Below are 22584 nucleotides of genomic sequence, written 5' to 3'. Positions count from 1 at the left end.
CCCTGAGTTCACCTGACATCAGTGCGAAGCAGCCCGCGCCTCCGATGCTGGGGCCAGGCTACCTACTGGGAAACCCGCGGACCCATCATTCGGGCAACGTCGACGCCACCGGACAGTCCAGCAAACGATGCTCTCGGCGCTCTGGTCTGCCGAAATGCCCCGATCGCATACTCTCCTGTCATGGACGACCGGTCCGTGCCCGAATGGGTGGAAATGTTGGGTGCCCTGGCGGGCCAACTCCAGCATCAGCGCGAGACTTCGGCCACGTTGCAGACGATCGTCGCGGGCGCGGTGGACATGGTTCCGGGCGCGCGGTGGGCCGGCGTCTCGGTGGTCACCGACGGTCGCGTCGAGACCGAAGCGGCCACCGGCCCCATCATCGGTGAGCTCGACCATGCGCAGACATCGCTGGACGAGGGGCCGTGGGAGCAGGCGCTGCGCCGCCACCGCAGCGTGCACGTGGCCGACATGTCCACCGACGCTCGCTGGCCCCGGTTGGGGCAGGCGGCCGTCCGACGCGGTGTCCGCAGTGCACTGTGGCTGCGGTTGTTCGCCACCGAGGGCCGCCTGGCGGTGCTGACGATCTATGGCGACGAACCCGGCGTCTTCGCGGCGAACTCGCTGTTGATCGGTGACGTGCTGGCTCAGCATGCGTCCTTCGCCATGCTCGGCGCCGAGGCCGAGGATCAGTTCAATCAAGCCCTGGCCAGCCGCGACCTGATCGGCCAGGCCAAGGGACTGTTGATGCACGAGCGGAAGTTGAACGGCCTGCAGGCCTTCGAGCTCTTGATCAAGACGTCGCAGAACGCCAACATCAAACTGGTGGAGGTCGCCCGCTGGCTGGTGTCGGAGCATGAGGCGACGCTGCCGACCGAGAACCCGGCCGGCGAATGACCGTCGACGACAGCCGGTCCTTCGCGGCCGGTGACGTTTTCGCCGCAGACTCCGAGGTCGGCAAGGACCTTGCCCGAGTCAACTGGGCGGACACACCGTTGGGCGATCCGTCCACCTGGCCGCTGAGCCTGCAAGCCGCGGTGCGGACCGTGCTGAGCTCACGGTTTTCCATGTGGATGGCCTGGGGCCCGGAACTGACGTTCTTCTGCAACGCCTCCTATCGGCACCACACGTTGGGTGAGAAGTATCCGTGGGCGCTGGGACGCCCCGCCCGCGAGGTGTGGGCCGAGATCTGGGGCGATATCGAATCGCGCATCGAACAGGTACTCAGCACCGGGCAGTCGACCTGGGACGAGGGTCTGATGCTGATCGTGCAGCGTTCGGGTTTCCCCGAGGAGAGTTATCACACGTTCTCCTACAGCCCGCTCAGCGGCGACGACGGACGCATCGTCGGCTTGTTGTGCGTGGTGAGCGAAGAAACCATCCGGGTGATCGGCGAGCGGCGCATGGCCACGCTTCGCGAGCTCGGGTCGAATCCCGATCTTCTTCCCTCCGAAGAGCAGACGCTGCACGCGGTGGGCATGAAGCTCAGCCGCAACCCCTTCGATCTGCCATTCACCCTGCTGTACCTGTTCGACCGTGACGGTCGCGCGCGGCTGGCGGCGCGCAGCGGACTCCCGGCCGACCACCCCGCCGCGCCCGAGGTGCTACCCATCACCGCGGATGGCGTCTGGCCGTGCGGACCCGCCTTCGGTGGCCAGACCACGGTCATCGACCTCGACGGCGACGCGTTCGGTGACCTGCCCGCCGGACCGTGGCCGCGCCCGCCCGTCCGGGCGCTGCTGGCGCCCCTTGCCCAGCAAGGCGTCGCACCGTACGGCGTCCTCATCGCCGGCCTGAACCGGTACCGGCCGCCCGATGATGCCTACCGCGGCTTCATCGACCTGGTCGCCCGACATGTCGCCGGCGAGATCGGCCGGGCTCGAAGCTACTCGGCCGAGCAACGGCGCGCCGCCGAACTCACCGAACTGGACCGGGCAAAGACCGTCTTCTTCTCCAACATCAGCCACGAGTTCCGGACCCCGCTGACCTTGATGCTGGGCCCGGTGGCCGAACTGCTCACCGACGATGAGATCGCCGATGATGCGCGTCGCGAACTGGAGGTCGTGCAGCGCAACGGATTACGGCTGATGAAGCTGGTCAACACGCTGCTGGACTTCTCCAGGATCGAAGCCGACCGGATGGAGGCCACTTACGCACCGCTGGACGCCGCCGAACTGACGGCCGAGTTGGCCAGCGGATTTCGCTCTGCGGTCGAGCGAGCGGGTCTGATGTTCATCGTGGATTGCACCCCGCTGGGTGAGCCACTGTTCCTCGACCGCGACATGTGGGAGAAGGTGGTGCTGAACCTCTTGTCGAATGCGGTCAAGTTCACCGCCGAAGGTTCCATCACGGTCCGGACGCAAACAGACAACACCCACGCCATCATCACCGTCGCCGATACCGGAATCGGTGTACCCGCAGATGAGCTGCCGAGACTGTTCGAGCGGTTCCACCGCATCCCGACCGTGTGGGCCCGATCGCATGAGGGCAGCGGCATCGGGCTGGCGTTGGTGCGTGAACTCGTCACCTTGCACGGCGGCACCATCTCCGCCGAAAGCCTAGAGGGCGTGGGCACCAGCTTCACGGTACGCATCCCCTTCGGCAGTGCCCACCTACCGGCCGAGTCCGTCCGCGCGCAGCCCGAGGTGGGCACGGCACCGGCCCCGACACCGCAGCCCTATCTCGCCGAGGCATTGCGCTGGTTCCCCGGCGACGACGCGGCAGCCGACGGCGCTTCGGCGGACTCTCCTGTCCCGAAACAGCATTCACCGGCCCGGGTGCTGGTGGCCGACGACAACGCCGACATGCGGCACTACATCGCGCGGTTGCTCACCGGCGCCGGGTATTCCGTCGAGGAGGCTGCCGACGGCCGGCAGGCGCTGGACCAGATTCGCAGTCACCCACCCGAGTTGGTGGTCAGCGACGTGATGATGCCGAACATCGACGGTCTGCAACTCGTCGCCGCACTGCGCGGTGATCCCCGCACCGCAGCGCTACCGGTCCTGTTGTTGTCGGCGCGCGCCGGCCCGGAGGCCTCCATCGACGGCCTGCGTGCCGGTGCCGACGACTACCTGGTGAAACCCTTCGCCGCCGCCGAACTGTTGGCCCGCGTACAGGTCAACATCTCGTTGGCACGCACGCGCAGCCACCATGAACGCTGGCATGCCGCGCTCATCGACTCGTTGCAGGAGGCGTTCTTCATCTGCGACGAGGCGGGCAACGTCGTCGAGATCAACACCGCCTTCACCGAGATCCTGGGATACGGACACGAAGGCCTGCCCTACAACGCCGTTCATCCCTGGTGGCCGGATCCCGATACCGACCCCGACGCCTATCAACAGGTCGCGGTGGCATTCGATGACCTGTTGCACCGCGACCGCGGTGTGTACACGGTGCCGGTCACGCATCGGGAGGGACACCGCCTCTGGGTCACCTTCACCTTCACCCATGCCGAGGATCCCGATACCGGCGAACGTCTGACCGTCGGTACGTTGCGCGATGCCACCGCCGAACACTACAGCCGCCGCCACGACGCCGCCCTGGCCGAACTGAACCATGCCCTCGTCAGTGCCGAAAGTGTCGGGGCGGCCGTCGAGTCCACCGCCGCGGTGCTACGCGAGGTCTGGCAGGCCCGGCGCGTGCTGGCGGCCGTGTTCACCCTTGCCGACGCCACCGATGTTCCACGGTTGATCGTCGCCGGGCCGGCCATCGAGTGGACCGAGCTAGCGCCGAACACCCGCAGCTTCATCGAATCGCTCTGCGACACAGATCCGCTCACCCCGCTGACCGAGGGGTCCGGCGCGGCGGCGATCGCCGTACAGCACCCCGACGGGCTGCTGGTGATATGGATCGAACTCGCCGAGAACCGTCCGTTCACCGAACCGGACCGCACGCTGTTGACGGTACTGGCCGGACATTTCGGTCAGGGACTGCACCGGGCGCATCGGCTCGACCAACAGCACCAGACCGCCGTCGCGCTGCAACACGCCATCCTCGGACCATCGGCGCTGCCGCCCGGATTCACCGCGCGCTACCGGCCGGCGACCACACCGCTGCAGGTCGGCGGCGACTGGTACGACGTCATCGACCTGGCCGACGGGCGCGTCGGTGTGATCGTCGGCGATTGCGTCGGACATGGGCTCGACGCCGCCACGGTGATGGGTCAGCTACGCAGCGCATGCCGCGCGCTGCTGCTCGAAAACCTGTCCCCCGCAACCGCTCTGACCGGTCTCGACCGGTTCGCCGCGCAACTGCCGGGGGCGCGGTGTACCACGGTGTTCTGCGGCGTGCTCGACACCGACAGCGGAAAGCTCACCTATTCCAACGCGGGCCATCCACCGCCGATCGTTGTGGACGCCGGCGATACCGTGCACACCCTCGATCACGGGCGGGGGCTGCCCGTGGGTGTCCGTCCCGGCCGCGGTCGCACCGACGCGCAGGCCGTGCTGTCCGCACGTGCCATGCTGTTCATCTACACCGACGGCCTGGTCGAACGGCGCCGTGAATCCCTGGACGACGGTATCGCACGCGCCGGCGAACTGCTGCGCGACGCGAGTTCGATCGAGCCCGCCGATGAGCTGGCCGACCATCTGATCGCCGCGATGACCCCGCCGGAGGGGTATTCCGACGATGTGGCCGTTCTGCTGTACCGGCATCCCGGGCCGCTGCACATCAGCGTGCCCGCCGATGTCGGGCAGCTCGCCACCACCCGGGATGCGCTGCGGATCTGGTTGACGCGCAACGCGGTCAACGCCGAACAGGTCCAGGATCTGCTCGTCGCGGTCGGCGAGGCGATCGCCAACTCGATCGAACACGGTCACCGCGGCGGGCGGGTCGGCACCGTCACGCTGACCGGGTATGTCAGCGGCGACAACGTGCACCTTCGCGTTGCCGACACCGGCGCCTGGAAGCCCGCCGATGCGGTACCCCATCCCACCCGTGGGCGCGGCCTGCAGCTGATGCGCGCCCTCACCCAGCAGGTCGCCATCCAATCCGATGATCTCGGCACCACCGTCGACATGCACGCAAGGATCAACTGATGAACACCGCTCTCACCGTCATCGAGAACCGCTCCGCCGATGGCACTCTCGCCGTGAAAGCCACCGGAGAGATCGATCTGAGCAACGTGGACGCCTTCACCACCGCGCTACAGGCGGCCTTGAGCCAGACCGGCGATCTGCTCACCGTGGACCTCGCCGAGGTGAACTACCTCGACAGCGCGGCCATCAATGCGCTGTTCCAGCACGCCGACCACATACGCATCGTGGCCAATCGGTTGCTCACGGCCATCTTGACCATCAGCGGACTGGCGGACATGGTCGAGGTGACGACCGTTTGAGCTCCGGCAAGCCGGGTACGCATGACACATGTCGGTGCAAAGCAATGACGTCCACGGCCACGAGACCCGCGGCGGGCGGCCGAAGGTCGTACTGAATTGGGCGCTGGCACTCGCCACCATCCTCGGCGCCGCTGCCCTGGTCATCCTGGCCTACGGCAAGGTCATGGGGACCGCGGCCTGCACGACCACCGCCTGCGAGGCTCCGTCAGAAGGATTGTTCACCGTCTTGCTGTACGGGCCGCCGGTGGTGGCCGTCGCCGCGGTCGCCCTGTCGTTCTTCACGGCCAAGCGACCCCGCGGCATCGTGGTGCCGATCGTGGCGTGGCTGCTGCTGGCTGTCGATCTCGTGCTGCTGATGACATCGTTCAGGTGAGCGATCGGCCTCCGCGCCACCTCCTGTTCGGCCACCGCAGACGCGAACCAACGCGTTAATGTCGCGTTTTCACCGAACTGCGCCGCCGTTCCCGCGATGATTGTCGGATGGTCGACACCGATGTCACTGTGGTGGGCGCGGGCCCCACGGGGCTGGCCTTGGCCTGCGGCCTGCGTATGCACGGCGTCGCGGTGCAGGTGATCGACCGCGCAGTCGGGCCGGCGACGACATCGCGAGCGAACTTCCTTCATGCGCGCGGCTCGGAGGTGCTGGATCGGCTGGGCGCGCTGGGCTCGCTGCCCGAGCAGTCGTTGCGTGCCATGCGGATCACCAACTATCTGGGCGACCGTCCGCTGATGACCGTGGAATTCGGCGACCCAGGGCTGGGTACCGCGGCCCCACCGATGGTGATCTCGCAGGCCAAGGTCGAAGCGGCGCTGCGGAACCGTCTCTGCGAATTGGGCACCACCCCGCAGTGGGGCCGGCGCCTGGCGGACATACAGCAGGACGACGACATGGTGGTGGCGCGCCTCGACGATGGCGGCGTCATCCGAAGTCGGTGGCTGGTCGGCTGTGATGGCACATCGAGTCGCACACGCGATTCCGTCGGAATCGACTTTCCCGGAGTCAAACTGACCGAGCGATTCCTGCTGGCCGATCTGCACCTGGACTGGGACGTGGATCGCGACGGCACATCGGGTTGGGTGCACCCGAGCGGGATCTTCGGCGCCATGCCGATGCCCGACGATGCCGGCCGGGGCGACCTGTGGCGGCTTTTCGCGTATGACCCGGACTTCGACCGTGCGCCCAGCGACGAGGCGATCATGGCGCGGCTGCGCGACATCATCCCCGAACGGACCGGTCGACGCGTGTCCATCGGAGAACCCGAGTGGTTGTCGGTTTTCACCGTGCATCGCAGGCTGGCAGACACCTACCGGCGCGGCCGCGTGCTGATCGCCGGTGATGCCGCCCACGCACACGCGCCCTTCGGTGGACAAGGCATGCTGACGGGGATCGGGGATGCCGAGAACCTCGCCTTCAAACTCGCGCTCGTCATCCACGGGCTCGCGCAAGACGCTCTCATCGACACCTACGAAGCCGAACGACGTCCGCTGGCCACCGGCGTCCTGCGCGGCACGAGCGCCGTGACGCGCATCAACATCGCCGGCAATCCCCTCGGCCGGCTGCTGCGCGACCGGGTCGCCCCGTACATCTTCAGCCGCGGTCCGGTGCAGCGCTGGACGACCTACACCGCATCGCAACTGTGGGTCAGTTATCGCAAGGGACCGCTCGGCGGCCGCGGACCCAAACCGCGCCCCGGTGACCGGACCGCCGATCTGGCATGCCGACGGCCGGACGGCACACCCACCCGGTTGTATCGGGAGCTGGGCGGCCGGTGGGCCATGCTGTTACCGATGCAGGCCTTGGTGGACACCGCCGCGGTCACCCGACTGTTCGGCAACCACATCGGCGTACTCACCCACGACGGGCCGCAGATGATGTTGATCCGCCCTGACGGGCATGTGGCCTGGCGCGGCGACCCGCTCGATACGGCCGGGCTCACCGCCTGGGCCACCTCAGCTTTCACCGCCGGTAGCACCCGGTGATACACGGGGCGCAGACATCGATGACGCGCCTGTGCTGCAGCCTGTCGCTGTAGCGCCCCGGACAGCCTGCTGATACGGTCGACCCCGGTGCGCCGGGAAGTCTGGTCGGCAGGTCTTTGTCCTGCGACAACGAGGTGCGGTGATGGTGGCACGCGGCGCTCGAAACGATCCAACGCAGTCCACCGCTGCCCTGGTCGATATCGTCGCCATACCGCAGTCGTTCATCAGCCCCGGCCGGCGCATCATGCGACGGATGGCGTATGCGCTCAGCGCACTCGCCGCCGTGGTCGGCATCGTCTATCTGGATCGCGACGGCTACACCGATGCCAGTGACGGCGCGGTATCCCTGCTCGATTGCATCTATTACGCGACGGTGTCGCTGTCCACCACCGGTTATGGCGATATCGTCCCAGCCACCCCCGCCGCCAGATTCATCAATGTCGTTGCAGTGACTCCCCTGCGTGTGGTGTTCCTGATCATCCTCATCGGCACGACAGTGGAGACGCTGACCGCTCAGTCGCGTCAGGTACTGAAGATCCAACGATGGCGAAGCCGCGTGCGCGACCACATCATTGTCATCGGATACGGCACCAAGGGACGGGCCGCGGTGGCGGCGATGATCGGTGACGGCGTTCCGCCGTCCGGCATTGTCATCGTCGACCAGGACGGTGCCGCACTCGAACGCGCCAAGGGCGCCGCACTGGTCACCGTGCGAGGCGACGCTGCCGACGCCGATGTCCTGCGTTTGGCCAATGCCCGGCGCGCCAGGGCAATCATCGTTGCCACCGACAACGATGCCAGTGCAGTCGTGGTGACATTGACCGCGCGTCAGGTCGCGCCGGAGGCGAAAATCATTGTCAGCGCGCGTGAATCCGAGAATCAGCGCCTGCTCAAGCAATCAGGTGCCAACTCCACCGTCGTGTCCTCTGAGACCGCGGGCCGACTGCTCGGAGTCGCCATCCGGACACCTCGGGTCGTGGATATGATCGAGGATCTGCTCACACCGCACATCGGGTTGGCAATCGCGGAGCGTGACATCGCGTCCGACGAGGTCGGCCGGTCGCCGGCAGACCTGGAAGACACCGTGGTCGGGGTGGTGCACGCCGGCCGGCTCATCCACGTGGACGCACCCGAGGCCGACATACTGCACGCCGGTGACCGCTTGCTCTGTATACGCAGCGCCGGCGACGGCGATTGATTCGCGCCGCTATCCCCTGTCGGTCTGACCGGATCGCTGCCGCCACCGGTCCAGCACCAGGGGCAGTTCGGTCATCAGAAAAGCGTAGAAGTCGCGCATCTGGGCCAGGCGCTCGTAGGCCAGACCTTGCCCGGAAGATACGGCGATTCCGGCCTCCGCCGCGGCCTGCATCGCGGCGATGGTGTCGTTCTTCCCGGTGAACAAGATGGCCCACGCGTCGTCACGCAAGCGGTAATGGTCGCGGCGACTGCCCGGCGCGGCCGCCCGTTCGACCAAGCCCACCGATGTCAGCATCTTCAGCGACCCGGAGATCGCACCGGCGCTGGCCTGCAGCTTGTCGGCGAGTTCGCTCATCGTCATGGTGGCCTGCTCGGTGAACAGCAGCGTGGCCAGGACCCGCGCCGTCATCCGCTGCAACCCATTGGCGCTGAGCACCACCGCGAGCTTTTCGGCCTCGTGCTGCAGATCCGACTCCGCTGACACCGCGAATCCTCTCATCCAGATCGATCTTCACAAATTTCTGAAATCTCAGTATAGTCATCGGCGGTGTTCCGGGAAGTCTGGTCGGAGATGGTGTAACCGTCGCGCGGTGTGCCGCGCCCGACCAGAGAGGTGGCCGTAAAGCCCATGACCATCAGTCCATTGAGCAGTCTGGCACCACCGCCCCCAGAAACCGGTGATGTGATCAGCGTCGCCGGCCTGACGTTCACCTACCCCAAAGCCACCGAACCAGCCATCCGCGGGATGAGTTTCACCGTGCAACGCGGTGAGATCTTCGGATTCCTGGGACCCAGTGGCGCCGGTAAGTCCACCACCCAGAAGATCCTCATCGGACTGCTACGCGGGCACGGCGGGCAAGCCACGGTATGGGGCCGCGACCCCGTGGAGTGGGGTTCGGATTACTACCAGCGGGTCGGAGTCTCGTTCGAACTGCCCAATCACTATCACAAACTCACCGGCCTGGAGAACCTGCGCTTCTTCGCCTCACTGTATGACGGGCCGACCGCCGATCCCATGCGGTTGATGGAGGCGGTCGACCTCGTCGACGCAGCCGACATCCGAGTCGGCAGATACTCCAAGGGAATGCAGATGCGGCTCACCTTCGCGCGATCTCTGATCAACAATCCCGAATTGTTGTTCCTCGATGAACCGACGTCCGGACTCGACCCCGTCAACGCCAGAAAGGTCAAGGACATCGTCTTGTCCTTGAAAGCTGAGGGCCGCACCATCTTTCTCACCACGCACGACATGTCGACCGCAGACGAACTGTGTGACCGGGTGGCCTTCATCGTCGACGGCAGCATCGTCGCCCTCGACTCACCGGCCGAATTGAAGATCGCCCGCAGTCGGCGGACGGTGCGCGTCGGATCGCGCAGCGGTGACGGGCCGATGCAGACAACGGAATTCGCCATCGATGGCTTGGCCGAGAACGCTGACTTCCATACGTTGCTGCGGACCCAGCATGTCGAAACCATCCACAGTACGGAAGCCAGTCTGAACGACATCTTCGTGGAAGTCACCGGTAGGCAACTGGGATGAGTCGGCTACTCACGTCACTTCGCCTGGAACTGACCGTTCAGGCAAGGCAGAAGTTCCTGCACGCCGGAATTTTCTCCGGCCTCATCTGGCTGGCGGTGCTGCTGCCCATGCCCGAGCACCTACGTCCGATCGCCGAACCGTACGTGCTCGTCGGCGATATTGCGATCATCGGGTTCTTCTTCATCGGTGGCGCCGTGTTCTTCGAGAAACAGGAACGCACACTTGCCGCCATCATCTCCACGCCGCTGCGCTTCTGGGAATACCTCGGCGCCAAGTTGATCGTCCTGGTATCGATCTCAGCATCGGTCGCCCTCACGGTGACCACCGTCGCCGAAGGGAGGTCCTATCACCTACTTCCGTTACTGACCGGCGTGATCCTGGGAACGTTGCTGATGCTGCTCATCGGCTTCATCTCGTCGCTGCCGTTCGCCTCGGTCACCGACTGGTTCCTGGCCGCGACCATTCCGTTGACCGTCATGCTGGTTCCGCCGGTGGTCGCCTACTCCGGCCTGTGGCCCCATCCGGTGTTGTCGGTGATACCCACTTACGGCCCGATGCTGCTGTTCGGCGCCGCCTTCGATCAGGTGACGCTGGGGTACGGACAGATCCTCTACGCGGTGGTCTACCCGCTGCTGTGCGTGGCCGGATTGTGCTGGGCCGCAAAGGCGATGTTCAATCGCTTCGTCGTCGAACGGTCGGGTGCGCTGTGACTGCTCTGCGGAGTGCGCTGATCGCACTGGGCCGCAACGATATACGAGGAACTTATCGAGATCCGCTGCTGGTCATGCTGATCGCCGCCCCGATCATCTGGACGACGGCCGTCGCTCTTCTCACTCCGAGAGCCACCGACTTCTTGGCCGAGCGCTACGGATTCGACCTCGTGCCGTACTACCCGCTGGTACTCACCGCTTTCCTGCTGCTGACCAGCGTCATCATCGCCGCCGCCCTGGCAGGACTCTTGGTTCTCGACGAGGTCGACGCCGGTACCCTGACCGCGTTGCGGGTCACGCCGCTGCCGCTGTCGGTGTTTCTGGGATATCGCGCCGCCACGGTCATGCTGGTCACCACGACCTACGTCGTTGCCACGTTGTCCTTCAGCGGAATATTGGACACCGCCCTCATTCCTGTCTTGATTCCCGTGGGGTGTGTCGCCGGGTTGTCGGCCGTGGTCACGCTGCTGCTGATCGTGAGCCTGGCCGGCAACAAGATTCAGGGCATCGCGATGGTGCGGGCGTTGGGCATGCTGATTGCGGGCCTACCGTGCCTGCCGTGGTTCATCGATTCGTCGTGGGACCTGGCCTTCGGTCTGCTGCCTCCCTACTGGGCAGCGAAGGCGTTCTGGGTGGCAACCGAGCACGGCCAGTGGTGGCCCTACATCCTTGCCGGGGCCGCCTACAACTGCGCGATCGCGTGGCCGCTCTACCGCTGGTTCGCGTCGAGGAAGACCTAGCGCCGGGCGTCGGAGGTCACCGGTCGTCACCAGGCTGGCGTCGTTCTTCACCGCGCCCCACCATGGTGTTTTCCTGTCGGGAATATCGGCCTGGCACGCTGGAGTTGGTATGTCGATGTCCGAGGCGCAGCACAGCCGTCCCCGATCCTCCGGGGACCGGCTGCGCCGTCGGCTGCTGATGTTCGGTCTTCCGCTGGTGGCGTTGGCCTCGCTGTACGCCGTCGACCTGATGGTCACCTCGTCCAAGGTGCCCCGGGGTGTCACCGCCGCGGGTGTACCACTCGGCGGTCTGACCCCGAGTGAGGCGCAGCAGCGGCTGCGCGAGGTGATCACCCCGCGACAGTCTCAACCGGTTGCCGTGACCCTCGGCACCGTCGAGGCCACCGTGGACCCGCGCGCGGTCGGCCTGACCGCAGACCTCGACGCCACGGTCGCGCGCGCCGGCGGCCAACCGATCGATCCGATCGCCCGGATCACCTCCTTCTTCGTGAAGACGCCGATAGAGCTCGTCACCACGGTGGATGAACAGGCGCTTGAGACGACGCTCGACGAGCTCGGGTCGGCAATCGCCGAGGAACCCGTCGAGGGCTCCATCGTCTTCGTCGACGGCAAGCCCGAGGCCTCGGACCCGCGGTCCGGACGGCGCCTCGACGTGCCGGCCGCCGTCGATGTGTTCACCCGCAATTGGGCCAGCGGTGCGGCCGTGGCACTTCCGCTGCAGGAGTTGTCGCCGCGCACCACTGCCGCCGATGTCGCCGACGCCCTCGACGAGATCGCCACGCCGGCGGTATCCGGACCGGTCACCGTCAGCGGTCCAGATGTTCGCGGCGTGCTCACCGAGGATGTCATCGCGGCGGCACTCAGTTTCCGCCCCACACAAGAGGGGCTGGAGCCGGCGCTGGACGAGACTCAGATCGTCGACGCGCTGCGCCCGCAACTCGCCGCCTCGGAGATCCCCAAGCGTGATGCCGACATCGACTTCGCCGCCGAGCCGCCGGTCAAGGTGCCCGCACAGGACGGCCGACGGGTGGACTACGACGCCACACTGGACGGCCTGCTCGATGTCCTGGGTCGGACCGACGACCGTGAGATCGATGCGGTGTACACCGACGAGGAAGCCACGTTCACCTTCGAGGATGTCGAGGCGCTGGGCCCCGTCGAGGTGATCGGCGAATTCACCACGGGCGGATTCTCGGGTGACTCGGGCCGCAACATCCGGCGCGCCGCCGAGCAGATCGACGGCATCGTGGTACGTCCTGGCGAGACGTTCAGCCTCAACGGGGCCACCAATCCGCGCAACGCGGCGTCCGGCTACGTCGAGGCGGGCATCATCCAGAACGGCCGTCCCGCACGCGGTGTCGGCGGCGGTGTGTCGCAGCTGGCGACCACACTGTTCAATGCCGCCTACTTCGCCGGCATGGTGGATGTCGAGCACCACGAGCACAGCTACTACATCAGCCGCTACCCGGCCGGGCGCGAAGCCACCGTGTTCGGCGACGTGTTGGACGTCAAGTTCCGTAACGACGGTCCGACGTCGGTGCAGATACAGACCGAGTGGACGAGCAGTTCCATCACCGTCCGGCTGGTCGGCATCAAACGATACGAGGTGACCTCGTCGCAGAGTCCGCGCAGCCGACCGACGAGTCCGTCGACGATCACCATCCCGACCGGGGAAGCCTGCAGCGCCAGCAGTGGCGCACCGGGTTTCACCATCACCGACACCCGCACGCTGGAAGAGGTCGGCACCGGCGACACGCGCACCGAGTCGCGCACCGTCATCTACGATCCGATTCCGCGGGTGATCTGCGGAGGGTGATCCACCCTCAGGCCCGATACCGGCGGGCGTAGGCGCGGTTGCGGACGCTCAGAAGCAGCGGGACGGCTGTGGGATGGCGGTGACCCCAGGCGATGGGGCCCGACAGTGAACTACGTCAAGGAGGTATCCCGGCGAGCTGGCCTACGACCGGGTCGATTGCCGCAGTTCCGGAAAGCGGCAATAGATGCCGTCGATCAAGCGGTGGGCCTCGTACCGGTCACGGCGCAATGCACGGACCCGCGAGTCCGGTGGCCGTCCTAGCGCTCCCGCGCCGGCGTCGCGGTCATCGATGGCTTCGAGCTCGCGCGACGTGACGGCGACCTGTTCGTCGAGCGCCGCGAGCAGAAGCCTGGCCCGCGATACCGCCACATTCTCGGCCATGACTTCGATCGTCCCGTCACCTGCTGGGTCCACTCCGGCACCGCGCCGCCACATCCCGACGTCGCGAACGCATCAATTCACCATTCCCCGATTTGTCAAAGACATTCCGTCAACTGACCAACTCTTCGTTTGACGTCTCCACTGCTTCGGCGCGTTTCGCATGACTCTTTCCGCACCATGCAATCTGCAACGGCGGCCCTACCGTGGGTGGCACCATGCGCGAATGCCGCTCGCAGTCGGCGTGATTCGTATTCGCGACGAACGAGGAGACGCGATGTCGGTGTCACGTGCAGACAATGCCCGCGCACTTGCCGCCCATGTACTCGCCGACATGCCCGAACGGTTCGCACACAGCGAAGCGGTCGCCGTCCAGGCTCACGCGCTGGTCGATACCGTGGCCGCCGAGACAGTGGGCATTCTGGTGTCTGCGGCGTGGTTGCACGACCTCGGCTATGCGAAATCTCTGCGAGACAGCGGATTTCATCCACTCGATGCGCATCGTTCCTCTGCCGGGAGGGGTGGCCGGAGTCGGTGTGTACGTTGGTCGCCCACCACTCCGGCAGCCGATTCCTGGCCCGGGTGCAGGGATTGGAAGAACACCTGGCCGACTACCGATTCATCGAGGATCCACTGTCGGATGCGATCACTGTGGCCGACAACACCGCGGGCCCCGCGGGGGTCATCATGACCGTGGAACAGCGGCTGCGTGACAAGGCCCGCCGCCATGGACCTGACTCGCCCAATGCCCGCGCCAATCCTGAGCGCGACGACTACATCCGGGCGGCCGCGCAGCGCGTGCGGGACCGCCGTGCGGCGGCGAGATAGATGGAGCCCACGTCATGATGGCCGGCAAGCCGTCAGCAGTGTCAGGTCGTCGAACTATCCACGCTTCTTGTTGCCGTTGCCGTTTTGGCCTCCGTTGCCGTTGCCACGGCCTACTTCCCCTTTCTTCTCGTCGCCCTTCTTCTCGTCCTTTTTGTCCTCGACCTCCGGTGGATCGGGTTCTTGGACAACCGGGGTGGCGACGGGAGGTGGCGGGGGCGGCGGCGGTGCGCTCACCGGTGCGGAAACCTGCGTACTGGTGCTCACCGGTTCGGTGACCTGTGTTGTCGAGGACCGGTCGGTGGCGAAAGCCAGAACGGTGACGAGCAGCGCCACGAATACCCCGGAGGCGGCGAGGAACTTCTTGTTGCGGCTGATCGCCGGACGGCGTTTCTTGGCCGGCACGTAGAACGATGCATCGGGTGAGACGAACGTGCCGGATGCTCCGGCCGGCACCGGCGTATCCAGAATCTTGGTCGCAGGCCGCGGTGGAGCGGGCAACACCACCGGTGGCCCCATCGCGGTCTGGTCGCCGCGCAGCGCGGCGTGCATCTGCGCTGCGGAGGTGAAGCGTCGGCGGGGATCGCGAGCCATGGCGCGATCGATGATGTCGGCAAGTGCCGGGTCGACATCGGGCCGCATGTGACGAACCGACGGCGGCCCGGCCTGCATGATGGCGTATGCCATGGCCGCCGGATTGTCCTGCGGAAATGCGAGCAGTCCGGTGACCGCTTCGTAGGCGATGACGCCGACGGCGTAGACGTCATCGGCCACCGATGCAGCCGATCCGGCAATACGCTCGGGACTCATATACGCCATCGTTCCGATGATCTGCCCGGTCATGGTGTGTGCGGATCCCGCGGTCTTGGCAATGCCGAAGTCCGCGACCTTCATGGTGGTGCCGTCGGCGGCCACCAATACGTTGCCGGGCTTGATGTCGCGGTGCAGGATTCCGGCGCGGTGGGCGACGGTCAGCGCTCCCAGAACGTCGGCGAGTATCTCCCGCACGCGCGGCGATGGGATTGGCCCCCGAGCAATGAGGTCGTGCAGGGTGTCGCCGGGCAGGCGCTCCATGACGATGAACGGCGTACCGTCCAGATCGTCACAGTCGTGCACGCCGACGATATTGGGATGACTCAGCGCGGCTGCTGCGCGCGCTTCGTCCTCGAAACGTCGACGGATGTCGGGCTGCGTGACCATGGCCGGATGCAGCGTCTTGATGGCTACGGCGCGGTTGAGACGCGTATCCCAGGCGTCGCGCACCTCGGCCATGCCGCCGCATCCGAGGACACCGCGCAACTCGTAGCGGCCCACGAGCATCTCGTGGCTAGACATGGAACTAACGTAGCCCGTACCTGTACGGCGTAAACCGGCGGCGATACGCCGGCGCACGCATCGTTTCGTATGCCGAGGAGCCGCTACTGCTCTGCGCGGGCGTCACCGGCGATGGCTCGGTCGACCGAGTCGTACAACCGCAGTTCGTCATCGATGCCCAACAATTGCATCGGTCGCAGGGTGACCGAACCGTGCGCCACCACACGACAAGCCGACGACAGTTCGTTGCAACGCCGGTGTGCCTCCATCAGGATGCTCATCCCGGTGGTGGCCAGAAACGTCACGGCGCTGAGGTCGAAGATGAGCAACGCAGGCCGATCGCGCAGCGCGGCACCGACGTGATCGGCGATTTCAGGTGCGGAGGCCATATCGATGACGCCGCTGAGCGCGAGGACGGTGTAGCCCGCCTCGACCTCTGTCGACACGGTGAATCGCGGCCGGGACGCTCTCGCCCGACCGGGGCTATCCGACACCAGTCGACCGCTTCGTCGCCGGAGCGTTCATCGTCGCGCCCCCGTATGTGTCCAATTTGACACAGGCATATATGTCCTTCGGCGCATCGGTTGAAACCTGCACAGGTCGCTGGCAGTCCTTGCCGCGCGCCCGTGCGGGCTGGCAGGACGATGGTCGATGTTTGCTCGCTCGGGCGAAAATGTTTGCTCAAGCGGACTGAAGGGGCATACTCGAATCGAGGTGTCGAGCTCAGCCTCGACGTCCTCACTCAGTGCGGGTCAGGGTTCCGGTAACGATCTTGGAAACATCCAAAATCGGCGCTGCCTACGCACACCGGGACCCTGACCTCGCCTGGTCAGACGGTTATACGGCGGCGACCGCCCGGCACACCATGGTCGCCAGCGTGCGGCAGAAGTCGTCGTCGACCGGCTCCCCCGTGTACAGGATGCGCATGTTGATGGGGGCGAAGATGAGCTGCAGCGTCACGTCGTAATCGACACCGCTTCTCAGTTCGCCACGGTCGGACGCCCGATCGAAGATCGCGCGCATGCGATCGGCGCGCGCTCGCCATGCTGCCCGCCGGATGTTGATGTTCGCTATCTCCGGATCTTCGATGAGGTGGGCACCGTGCAATTTACGGCTGTGCTCATCGGAGACCAGAGCGACCATCGAGGTGGCCAGGACGTACAGATCGTCGAGAAGCGATCCGGTGTCCGGAGCGTCAGGCTGGTCATCGGGGCGCGTGGTCAGCGCCTCGAGAATCAGTTGGTCGGGATGCGGCCAGACCTCGGTGACAGCCGCCAGGTTCCACCCGTGCCGGTCGACCATGGCCGCCGTGTCGAAACGGTCGATCCCCCATCGGGCCAGCTCGTCGAGCACACCCGCGAGCACCCGGTCGCGTTCCAGAGGTGCCGCGGCCTCGCAGCTGTCCCGTGCAGTCACCGTTTACAGAGCCTTTCGACGCAGTATGGTCGCGCAGCTCCCATGGCAGTGCGACTCGATCCGCACTCCACTATCGTGCGATCACGCACTTCGCGCCAGAGGCCGACATAGCCAGAAGACGAACACTCCGGGCATCCGTCGGGTGGGGCGCACCTCAGTGGGTCTTGGCTGCCCGCCGCTGCCTGACCATCAACGTCGCGGCGGCAGCTGCCGATGCCGTGATGATGCCCGCCGCGGTCCGCTGCCGGGGTGAACGCAGGCCGCCGTCGATGACGCCGGCGTCGGGCGAGGGATCGAAGAGGTTGCCGTCGCTGGTGGGGACCTGCTCGGCCCGGTTGAAGTAGGTGTTCATGAAGCGAGCCATGGCGCGCGCGGTCAGTGTCGGACTCACCGCGTGCAGCACCCGTGTGGCGACCGCCATCGCGCCGACCGACGTGGTGGGCTTGGGCTTGTCGGCCACCCGCACGATCGCGGCCGCGACGCGCCGGGCGTCGAGGACCGGCGGTGGCGCCGACATCCGGCGTCCGACGTAGTTGGCTCCGTGCCGGATCCCCGGGGTGTCGACGAACCCCGGGTAGATGTCGCAGATGTGGATGTGCCGGTGCTCGGCCAGCTCACCCCGCAGCGCCTCGGAGAAGCCGCGCAGACCGAATTTGCTTGCGCTATAGGCAGCCGCGAACGGCGCCGCAGCAAAGGCGCCCAGCGAGATCATGTTGACGAACGTCCCGGCACCCTGGCGCAGGAAGATCGGCAGCACCGCGTGCGCGTCGTTCATGTGCCCGAGCAGGTTGCTGCGGATCACTTGTTCATGGGCCTGCATCGGCGTCTCCGGATAGCGCCCGATGGCGCCGACACCGACATTGCTGACCCACACGTCGACGCCGCCCAGTTCGGTCAGCGCGCGGTCGGCCAACGCGCGCACGTCGGCGATGTCGGTGACGTCGGCCCGCACGGCGGTGGCAGCGCCCCCGACCTGCCGGCAGCGCGCCGCGACGTCCTCCAGCGCTTGCAGGTTGCGCGCCGCCACCATCACATGCGCGCCCCGGCGTGCGAAGAGTTCGGCGGTGGCCTGCCCGATCCCGCTGGATGCGCCCGTGATGACGACCCGCAACGGGTCACCACTCTTTCGGCTGGACATGACGATTCCTTTCGTGCAGCAGCAGGCGCGAGACGGCGCGGTTGATCTGACGACGTGGCCAGCCGCGGGCACCGTCGGCCGCCAGCGCGGCGCGTGCGGCATTGCGTCCGCACACACCGTGGACACCGCCACCCGGCGACGCGCCGGCGCTGCCGAGAAACACGTTCTGCAAGGGTGTTTCGGCACGACCGAGGCCTGGCGCCGGGCGGAAGATCAGCTGTTGGAACAGTTGGGAGGTGCCGCCGTTGACAGCGCCGGTGTACAGGTTGGCATCGCTACGCTCCAGATCCGAGGGGCGTTGTACGGTCTTGCCGACGACATGGCCGGTGAATCCCGGTGCATGCTCCTCCAGCACGCGGTCGACGTGCTCGGCCAGCCGCTCGGCGGACTGGTCATCGGCCAGTCCCCGCGGCAGATGGGTATAGGCCCAGGCGCTTTCGGTGCCCGGCGCCGACCGGGTCGGATCGGCGGTCGACATCTGCCCGAACAGCATGAACGGGTGTTGCGGCAGCGTCCGGGTGTTCAGATCGGCCATCCAGCGGATGAGTCCGTCGTGGTCGGCACCGAGATGCACGGTGCCGGCCTCGCCCAGGTTCGTCGAGCGCCACGGTATCGGGGCGTCGAGCGCATAGTTGACCTTGAGCACGGGGGTGTCCCAGATGAAGCGGTCCAACCCCCGCCGCAGTGCGGTGGGCAACGAATACCGCGGCAGCAGACGTTGATACAGCTGCGGTGCGGACGTATCGGCGATGACCGCGCGTCGGCATCTGATGGTGTCGCCGTCGGCCGTGCGGACGGCGGTCGCCCGGTCACCGCTGACCTCGATCGCGGTGACCGGCCGACTGCACTCGACCCGGGCGCCGGAGGATTCGGCGCGACGCACCATCGCCGCGGCCAATTCACCGGCCCCGCCGACCGGAACGGGGAATCCGCCGTCCTGAGCCATCATGGTCAACAGAAATCCCATGACGCCGCTGGCGGGGGCATCGATGGGAACGTCGGCATGCATGGCGTTACCCAGTAGCAGCAGGCGCGCGGCCTCACCGCCGAACAGGTGCTCGGCCATCACCCCGGCCGGCAACAGCAGCAGATGCAGCAGACGCAGCGCCTCGGCAGTACCCAGTCGGCGGACCAGACCGGCGGGTCCGCGCGCCGGTGGGAACGGCGCGAACAGCGTGTCCAGCAATGGATCCTTGATGCGCTGCCACTGTTCGAACAACTCACCCCAGCGTTGCCCGTCGCCCGCGTGACGGCGATCCAATTCCGTTGCCGTGCGGTTGATGTCACGGTAGATGACGGCGGCGTCATCGTCGGCGGCGTCGCGGGTGTGGCCCACCACGGCGGGTGCGTGCGCCCACCGCAGCCCGTGCTCCTCGAGCCGGAGCTCACGCAGCGCCGGTGAAGCCACCGACAGCGGGTAGAACGCGCTGTAGAGGTCGCTGACGTAGCCGGGGATCAGCTCGGCGCTCTTGACGGCGCCGCCGGGCTCGGCCTGGGCTTCGAGCACCAGCACATCCCAGCCCGCGTCGGCCAGCAGCGCGGCGGCCACCAATCCGTTGTGGCCGGCCCCGATCACGACCGCATCGGCGCTAGACATCGACATCGGCACCTCGTCGATCTCCCCACGGCATCATGATCATTCGGTTGGCCACCGCCTTCACCGAGTCCGGCAGCACACTGAACATCGCGCCGGTCAACTTGCTGGCCGGTGAGGACGCGACGACCTTCTGATCACCGCGCATCATGGCGTCGTAGCCTTGCTTCGCGGTCTTGGCGGGATCATCCTTGAACGGCATCCGCCCCAGCAGGGTGTCCACCATGCCGGCGCGGCGGAAGAGTTCAGTGTCGGTGGGTCCGGGCATCAGCGCCGTCACCGACACGCCGGTGTCGCGTAGTTCGTCGTGCAACGCCTCGGCGAACGACTGGATGAACGATTTCGACGCGTTGTACATCGCCTGGTGCGAGCCGGGCATCATCGCCACCAGCGATGACGTGAACAGCACCTTGCCGCTGCCCTGGGCGGCCATGTCGCGCAGGATCAGCTTCGCCAGGTGGACGGTGGACCGGACGTTGAGGTCGATGATGCCCAGGTCCGCCGCCAGATCCCCGTCGATGAAGGGACCGGCGCGGCTCATGCCCGCGTTGAGGGCCACCGCGGCGGGCACCCGACCGTCGTCGGTGATGGTGGCATAGATCTGCGGCACGGCGTCGGCCGCCCGCAGATCCACCTGCACCGGCGTGACCGCAACTCCCGAACGTGCCAAATGAGTTGCAGCAGCTTCGATCTCAGGCTCGTCGGCAACCACGATCAGGTCATAGCCGTCCGCGGCGAACAGCGCGGCCAGTTCCGCGCCGATGCCGCTGGACGCGCCCGTCACCACCGCCAGCTGTCCTTGAGTCACCCTTTCGAGCTACCCGCAGCGCCGAAGGTCAAACCGGATCGGCGGTGGGGCCGTCCCAGTTTTGGAGGCGTGCCGAGCGGGCATGCCTTCCTGCGTGCCTGAAACCCAGCGTCCACCGGCCGTGCTGTTCGATGTCGACGGCACGTTGGTCGATTCGAACTATCTGCACGTCCACGCGTGGCACCGTGCGTTCCGAGAGCTGAACGTGCCGGTGCAGACCTGGCGGATCCACCGGTCCATCGGCATGGACGGCGGGAAGCTGCTGGAAACGTTGGCCGCGGATGCGGACGAGGACACCAGAGCCCGGCTCAAGGATCTGCACAAGCGGTACTACACGGAGACCGCGCCGCTGTTGACCCCGCTGCCGGGCGGCCGGGAAATTCTGGCCCGTATCGACGCGTTGGGGCTGCAGGCCGTCCTGGCCACCTCGGCACCCGAGGACGAACTGGCCATCCTGCGTGCCGTGCTCGACCGCGACGATCTGGTTTCCACGGTTACGTCGTCGAAGGACGTCGAGACCGCCAAGCCCGAGCCCGATATCGTCGAAATTGCGCTGGCACGAGCCGAAGTCGAGGCCGCGCGCGCCGTGTTCGTCGGTGACGCGGTGTGGGACGCCAAGGCCAGCGCGGCCGCCGGCGTCACGTGCATCGGCGTTCTCAGCGGTGGTGTCTCGCGCGGCGAGCTCGAGTCGGCCGGCGCGGCTGTCGTGTTCGACGACGCGCAAGAACTCGGCGCGAAGCTCGGCGAGAGTCCCATACAGCGCCTGCTCGACAAGGGTTGACCCCGCTCGATGTTTGGATCTACCTGAGTTCAGTCCAGTGCACAACCCGCCGACCGAACTGAAGCCACGTAGGCAGAAACCGCCGCGTGGCCTACCAGGGTTCAGCCCAGTGGACATCCGCCCGACCAGACTGAACACAGGTAGGGTCGCCGGAACTCAGCGGTGACCTCGGCCAGATCGAACCTCCCCACGGCCCCTGCTGACGACGGTCGGACCTGACCTCAGTTGAGTGCACCCCTTACCGAGGGCGCGAGGGTGCACCCCGTCAACCCCTCGGCTGGTGCGCACCGACAAACTTCGGCGCTTGGCCGGCGCGCGCGGTGTGCATGGCGAAGGCGTCGTACGCCCGGTAGATGACCAGCATCGCCAAGCCCCAGGCGAACAGGGCAAGACTGTAGAACAGGGTGTAATTGGCGTCGTCGCCGGGGATTCGCCAGAAGTCGTAGATCGAGGCGACCACGACGTTGAGCGCCGTCGCGATACCCATCCACGCTGCGTGCGCGCGCTCCCCGACCCACCACAGCCGCCAGGCGAAATAACCGAGGAACGCGGAGGTGGCCAGCGCGGTGAGCAGGAAGAACACCTTGCCCGGCGTCCCGATCTGCTCGGCGAATTCAGACAGGATGAAGCCGAGCACCGCGGCCAAAGCGAAGACCCCCACCTCGGCCCGGGTCGAGGGCCGGTAGCCGTGGGTGAGGACCAACAAGCCCAACACCAGGATCAGGGTGAACCCGATGGAGCGCGAGAACGCGTCGAGGAAGAACGCGACGCGGTACATCGGTGAATCCTGGCCGGCCTTGAGCAGTCCGTAGAGCAGGAAATTCGATCCGGATACGGCCATGATGATCCATTCCAGACCGATCAGATAGTTGTGATGGCGCCGGATGAATCGCACGCCGTAGACGAATCCGATGGTGATCATCCAGATGTCCGCCGCGGCGAAGAGTAGGTCGCGCACCCGCGCCTCCTTGTCGATGGTGACCGTGATCTCGTACGGCATCCACAGTCGTGC

At 66.4% G+C, this 22584-nt stretch carries 22 protein-coding genes; 12 read left to right on the top strand and 10 right to left on the bottom strand.

Going from position 1 to position 22584, the window contains the following annotated elements:
- Positions 1-180: 180 nt before the first annotated feature.
- The 6 genes from ACWDUN_RS25130 (at position 181) to ACWDUN_RS25105 (ending at position 8513) form a co-directional block, all read left to right on the top strand.
- On the top strand, positions 181-894 hold the full coding sequence (locus ACWDUN_RS25130) for a GAF and ANTAR domain-containing protein (protein WP_449932922.1): 714 nt from the start codon (positions 181-183) through the stop codon (positions 892-894).
- Positions 891-5036: a SpoIIE family protein phosphatase gene (locus tag ACWDUN_RS25125; protein WP_449932920.1), complete on the top strand. Its 4146-nt coding sequence runs from the start codon at positions 891-893 to the stop codon at positions 5034-5036. The genes ACWDUN_RS25130 and ACWDUN_RS25125 overlap by 4 nt, the downstream gene beginning before the upstream one ends.
- Positions 5036-5335, top strand: coding sequence for an STAS domain-containing protein (locus ACWDUN_RS25120; protein ID WP_449932918.1), 300 nt, complete (start codon positions 5036-5038; stop codon positions 5333-5335). The genes ACWDUN_RS25125 and ACWDUN_RS25120 overlap by 1 nt, the downstream gene beginning before the upstream one ends.
- Before the next feature lie 28 nt (positions 5336-5363).
- Positions 5364-5708: a hypothetical protein gene (locus ACWDUN_RS25115; protein ID WP_449932917.1), complete on the top strand. Its 345-nt coding sequence runs from the start codon at positions 5364-5366 to the stop codon at positions 5706-5708.
- Positions 5709-5815: 107 nt separating this feature from the next.
- Entirely contained in the window at positions 5816-7315 is a 1500-nt protein-coding gene (locus tag ACWDUN_RS25110) for an FAD-dependent monooxygenase (RefSeq protein ID WP_449932915.1), read from the top strand.
- 142 nt (positions 7316-7457) lie between these two features.
- A complete protein-coding gene (locus tag ACWDUN_RS25105; RefSeq protein ID WP_449932914.1) occupies positions 7458-8513 on the top strand; it encodes a potassium channel family protein in 1056 nt (351 codons plus the stop codon).
- 9 nt (positions 8514-8522) lie between these two features.
- On the opposite strand, the gene ACWDUN_RS25100 is transcribed toward ACWDUN_RS25105, so the two are convergent.
- Entirely contained in the window at positions 8523-8921 is a 399-nt protein-coding gene (locus ACWDUN_RS25100; protein WP_449932967.1) for a GbsR/MarR family transcriptional regulator, read from the bottom strand.
- A 219-nt stretch (positions 8922-9140) separates the two neighbouring features.
- Here ACWDUN_RS25100 and ACWDUN_RS25095 point away from each other — a divergent pair, with 219 nt between their 5' ends.
- The 4 genes from ACWDUN_RS25095 to ACWDUN_RS25080 all read left to right on the top strand — a co-directional run bounded on the left by ACWDUN_RS25095 (position 9141) and on the right by ACWDUN_RS25080 (position 13318).
- Positions 9141-10052, top strand: a complete 912-nt coding sequence (locus tag ACWDUN_RS25095; protein WP_449932913.1) for an ABC transporter ATP-binding protein — start codon at positions 9141-9143, stop codon at positions 10050-10052.
- Positions 10049-10762, top strand: coding sequence for a fluoroquinolone export ABC transporter permease subunit (locus ACWDUN_RS25090; RefSeq protein ID WP_449932912.1), 714 nt, complete (start codon positions 10049-10051; stop codon positions 10760-10762). The genes ACWDUN_RS25095 and ACWDUN_RS25090 overlap by 4 nt, the downstream gene beginning before the upstream one ends.
- Positions 10759-11502, top strand: a complete 744-nt coding sequence (locus ACWDUN_RS25085) for an ABC transporter permease (protein WP_449932910.1) — start codon at positions 10759-10761, stop codon at positions 11500-11502. The genes ACWDUN_RS25090 and ACWDUN_RS25085 overlap by 4 nt, the downstream gene beginning before the upstream one ends.
- 109 nt (positions 11503-11611) lie before the next feature.
- Positions 11612-13318, top strand: coding sequence for a VanW family protein (locus ACWDUN_RS25080; RefSeq protein ID WP_449932909.1), 1707 nt, complete (start codon positions 11612-11614; stop codon positions 13316-13318).
- Between the two features lie 141 nt (positions 13319-13459).
- Here the strand turns inward: ACWDUN_RS25080 and ACWDUN_RS25075 are convergent, their stop codons facing one another.
- Both ACWDUN_RS25075 and ACWDUN_RS25070 read right to left on the bottom strand, forming a co-directional pair.
- Positions 13460-13699, bottom strand: coding sequence for a hypothetical protein (locus tag ACWDUN_RS25075; protein WP_449932907.1), 240 nt, complete (start codon positions 13697-13699; stop codon positions 13460-13462).
- 283 nt (positions 13700-13982) lie between these two features.
- Positions 13983-14198 (bottom strand): hypothetical protein, encoded by a 216-nt coding sequence (locus tag ACWDUN_RS25070; protein WP_449932905.1) that lies wholly within the window; start codon positions 14196-14198, stop codon positions 13983-13985.
- 32 nt (positions 14199-14230) lie between these two features.
- On the opposite strand from ACWDUN_RS25070, the gene ACWDUN_RS25065 reads away from it, so the two are divergent.
- Positions 14231-14524 (top strand): hypothetical protein, encoded by a 294-nt coding sequence (locus tag ACWDUN_RS25065; RefSeq protein WP_449932903.1) that lies wholly within the window; start codon positions 14231-14233, stop codon positions 14522-14524.
- 54 nt (positions 14525-14578) lie between these two features.
- Here the strand turns inward: ACWDUN_RS25065 and ACWDUN_RS25060 are convergent, their stop codons facing one another.
- From ACWDUN_RS25060 to ACWDUN_RS25035, 6 genes are all read right to left on the bottom strand, one after another.
- Positions 14579-15856, bottom strand: a complete 1278-nt coding sequence (locus ACWDUN_RS25060; protein WP_449932966.1) for a serine/threonine-protein kinase — start codon at positions 15854-15856, stop codon at positions 14579-14581.
- A gap of 83 nt (positions 15857-15939) precedes the next feature.
- A complete protein-coding gene (locus ACWDUN_RS25055; protein WP_449932901.1) occupies positions 15940-16281 on the bottom strand; it encodes an STAS domain-containing protein in 342 nt (113 codons plus the stop codon).
- Between the two features lie 391 nt (positions 16282-16672).
- A complete protein-coding gene (locus ACWDUN_RS25050; protein ID WP_449932899.1) occupies positions 16673-17251 on the bottom strand; it encodes a TetR-like C-terminal domain-containing protein in 579 nt (192 codons plus the stop codon).
- A gap of 154 nt (positions 17252-17405) precedes the next feature.
- Entirely contained in the window at positions 17406-18389 is a 984-nt protein-coding gene (locus ACWDUN_RS25045) for an SDR family oxidoreductase (protein ID WP_449932898.1), read from the bottom strand.
- Positions 18367-19992, bottom strand: coding sequence for a phytoene desaturase family protein (locus ACWDUN_RS25040; RefSeq protein WP_449932896.1), 1626 nt, complete (start codon positions 19990-19992; stop codon positions 18367-18369). Before ACWDUN_RS25040 ends, ACWDUN_RS25045 begins: the two co-directional genes overlap by 23 nt.
- Positions 19979-20791: an SDR family NAD(P)-dependent oxidoreductase gene (locus ACWDUN_RS25035; protein ID WP_449932894.1), complete on the bottom strand. Its 813-nt coding sequence runs from the start codon at positions 20789-20791 to the stop codon at positions 19979-19981. Before ACWDUN_RS25035 ends, ACWDUN_RS25040 begins: the two co-directional genes overlap by 14 nt.
- Positions 20792-20885: 94 nt before the next feature.
- Here ACWDUN_RS25035 and ACWDUN_RS25030 point away from each other — a divergent pair, with 94 nt between their 5' ends.
- Positions 20886-21572 carry an HAD family hydrolase gene (locus tag ACWDUN_RS25030; RefSeq protein ID WP_449932892.1) on the top strand — a complete coding sequence of 229 codons (687 nt, stop codon included), beginning with the start codon at positions 20886-20888 and terminating at the stop codon, positions 21570-21572.
- 265 nt (positions 21573-21837) lie between these two features.
- Here the strand turns inward: ACWDUN_RS25030 and ACWDUN_RS25025 are convergent, their stop codons facing one another.
- Positions 21838-22572 carry a transporter gene (locus tag ACWDUN_RS25025; protein ID WP_449932965.1) on the bottom strand — a complete coding sequence of 245 codons (735 nt, stop codon included), beginning with the start codon at positions 22570-22572 and terminating at the stop codon, positions 21838-21840.
- Between the last annotated feature and the right edge of the window lie 12 nt (positions 22573-22584).

Source organism: Mycobacterium sp. NPDC003323 (genome assembly GCF_053589535.1).
Note: the sequence above shows the minus strand (reverse complement) of the source record. Positions and strands in the feature narration are given on the sequence as shown.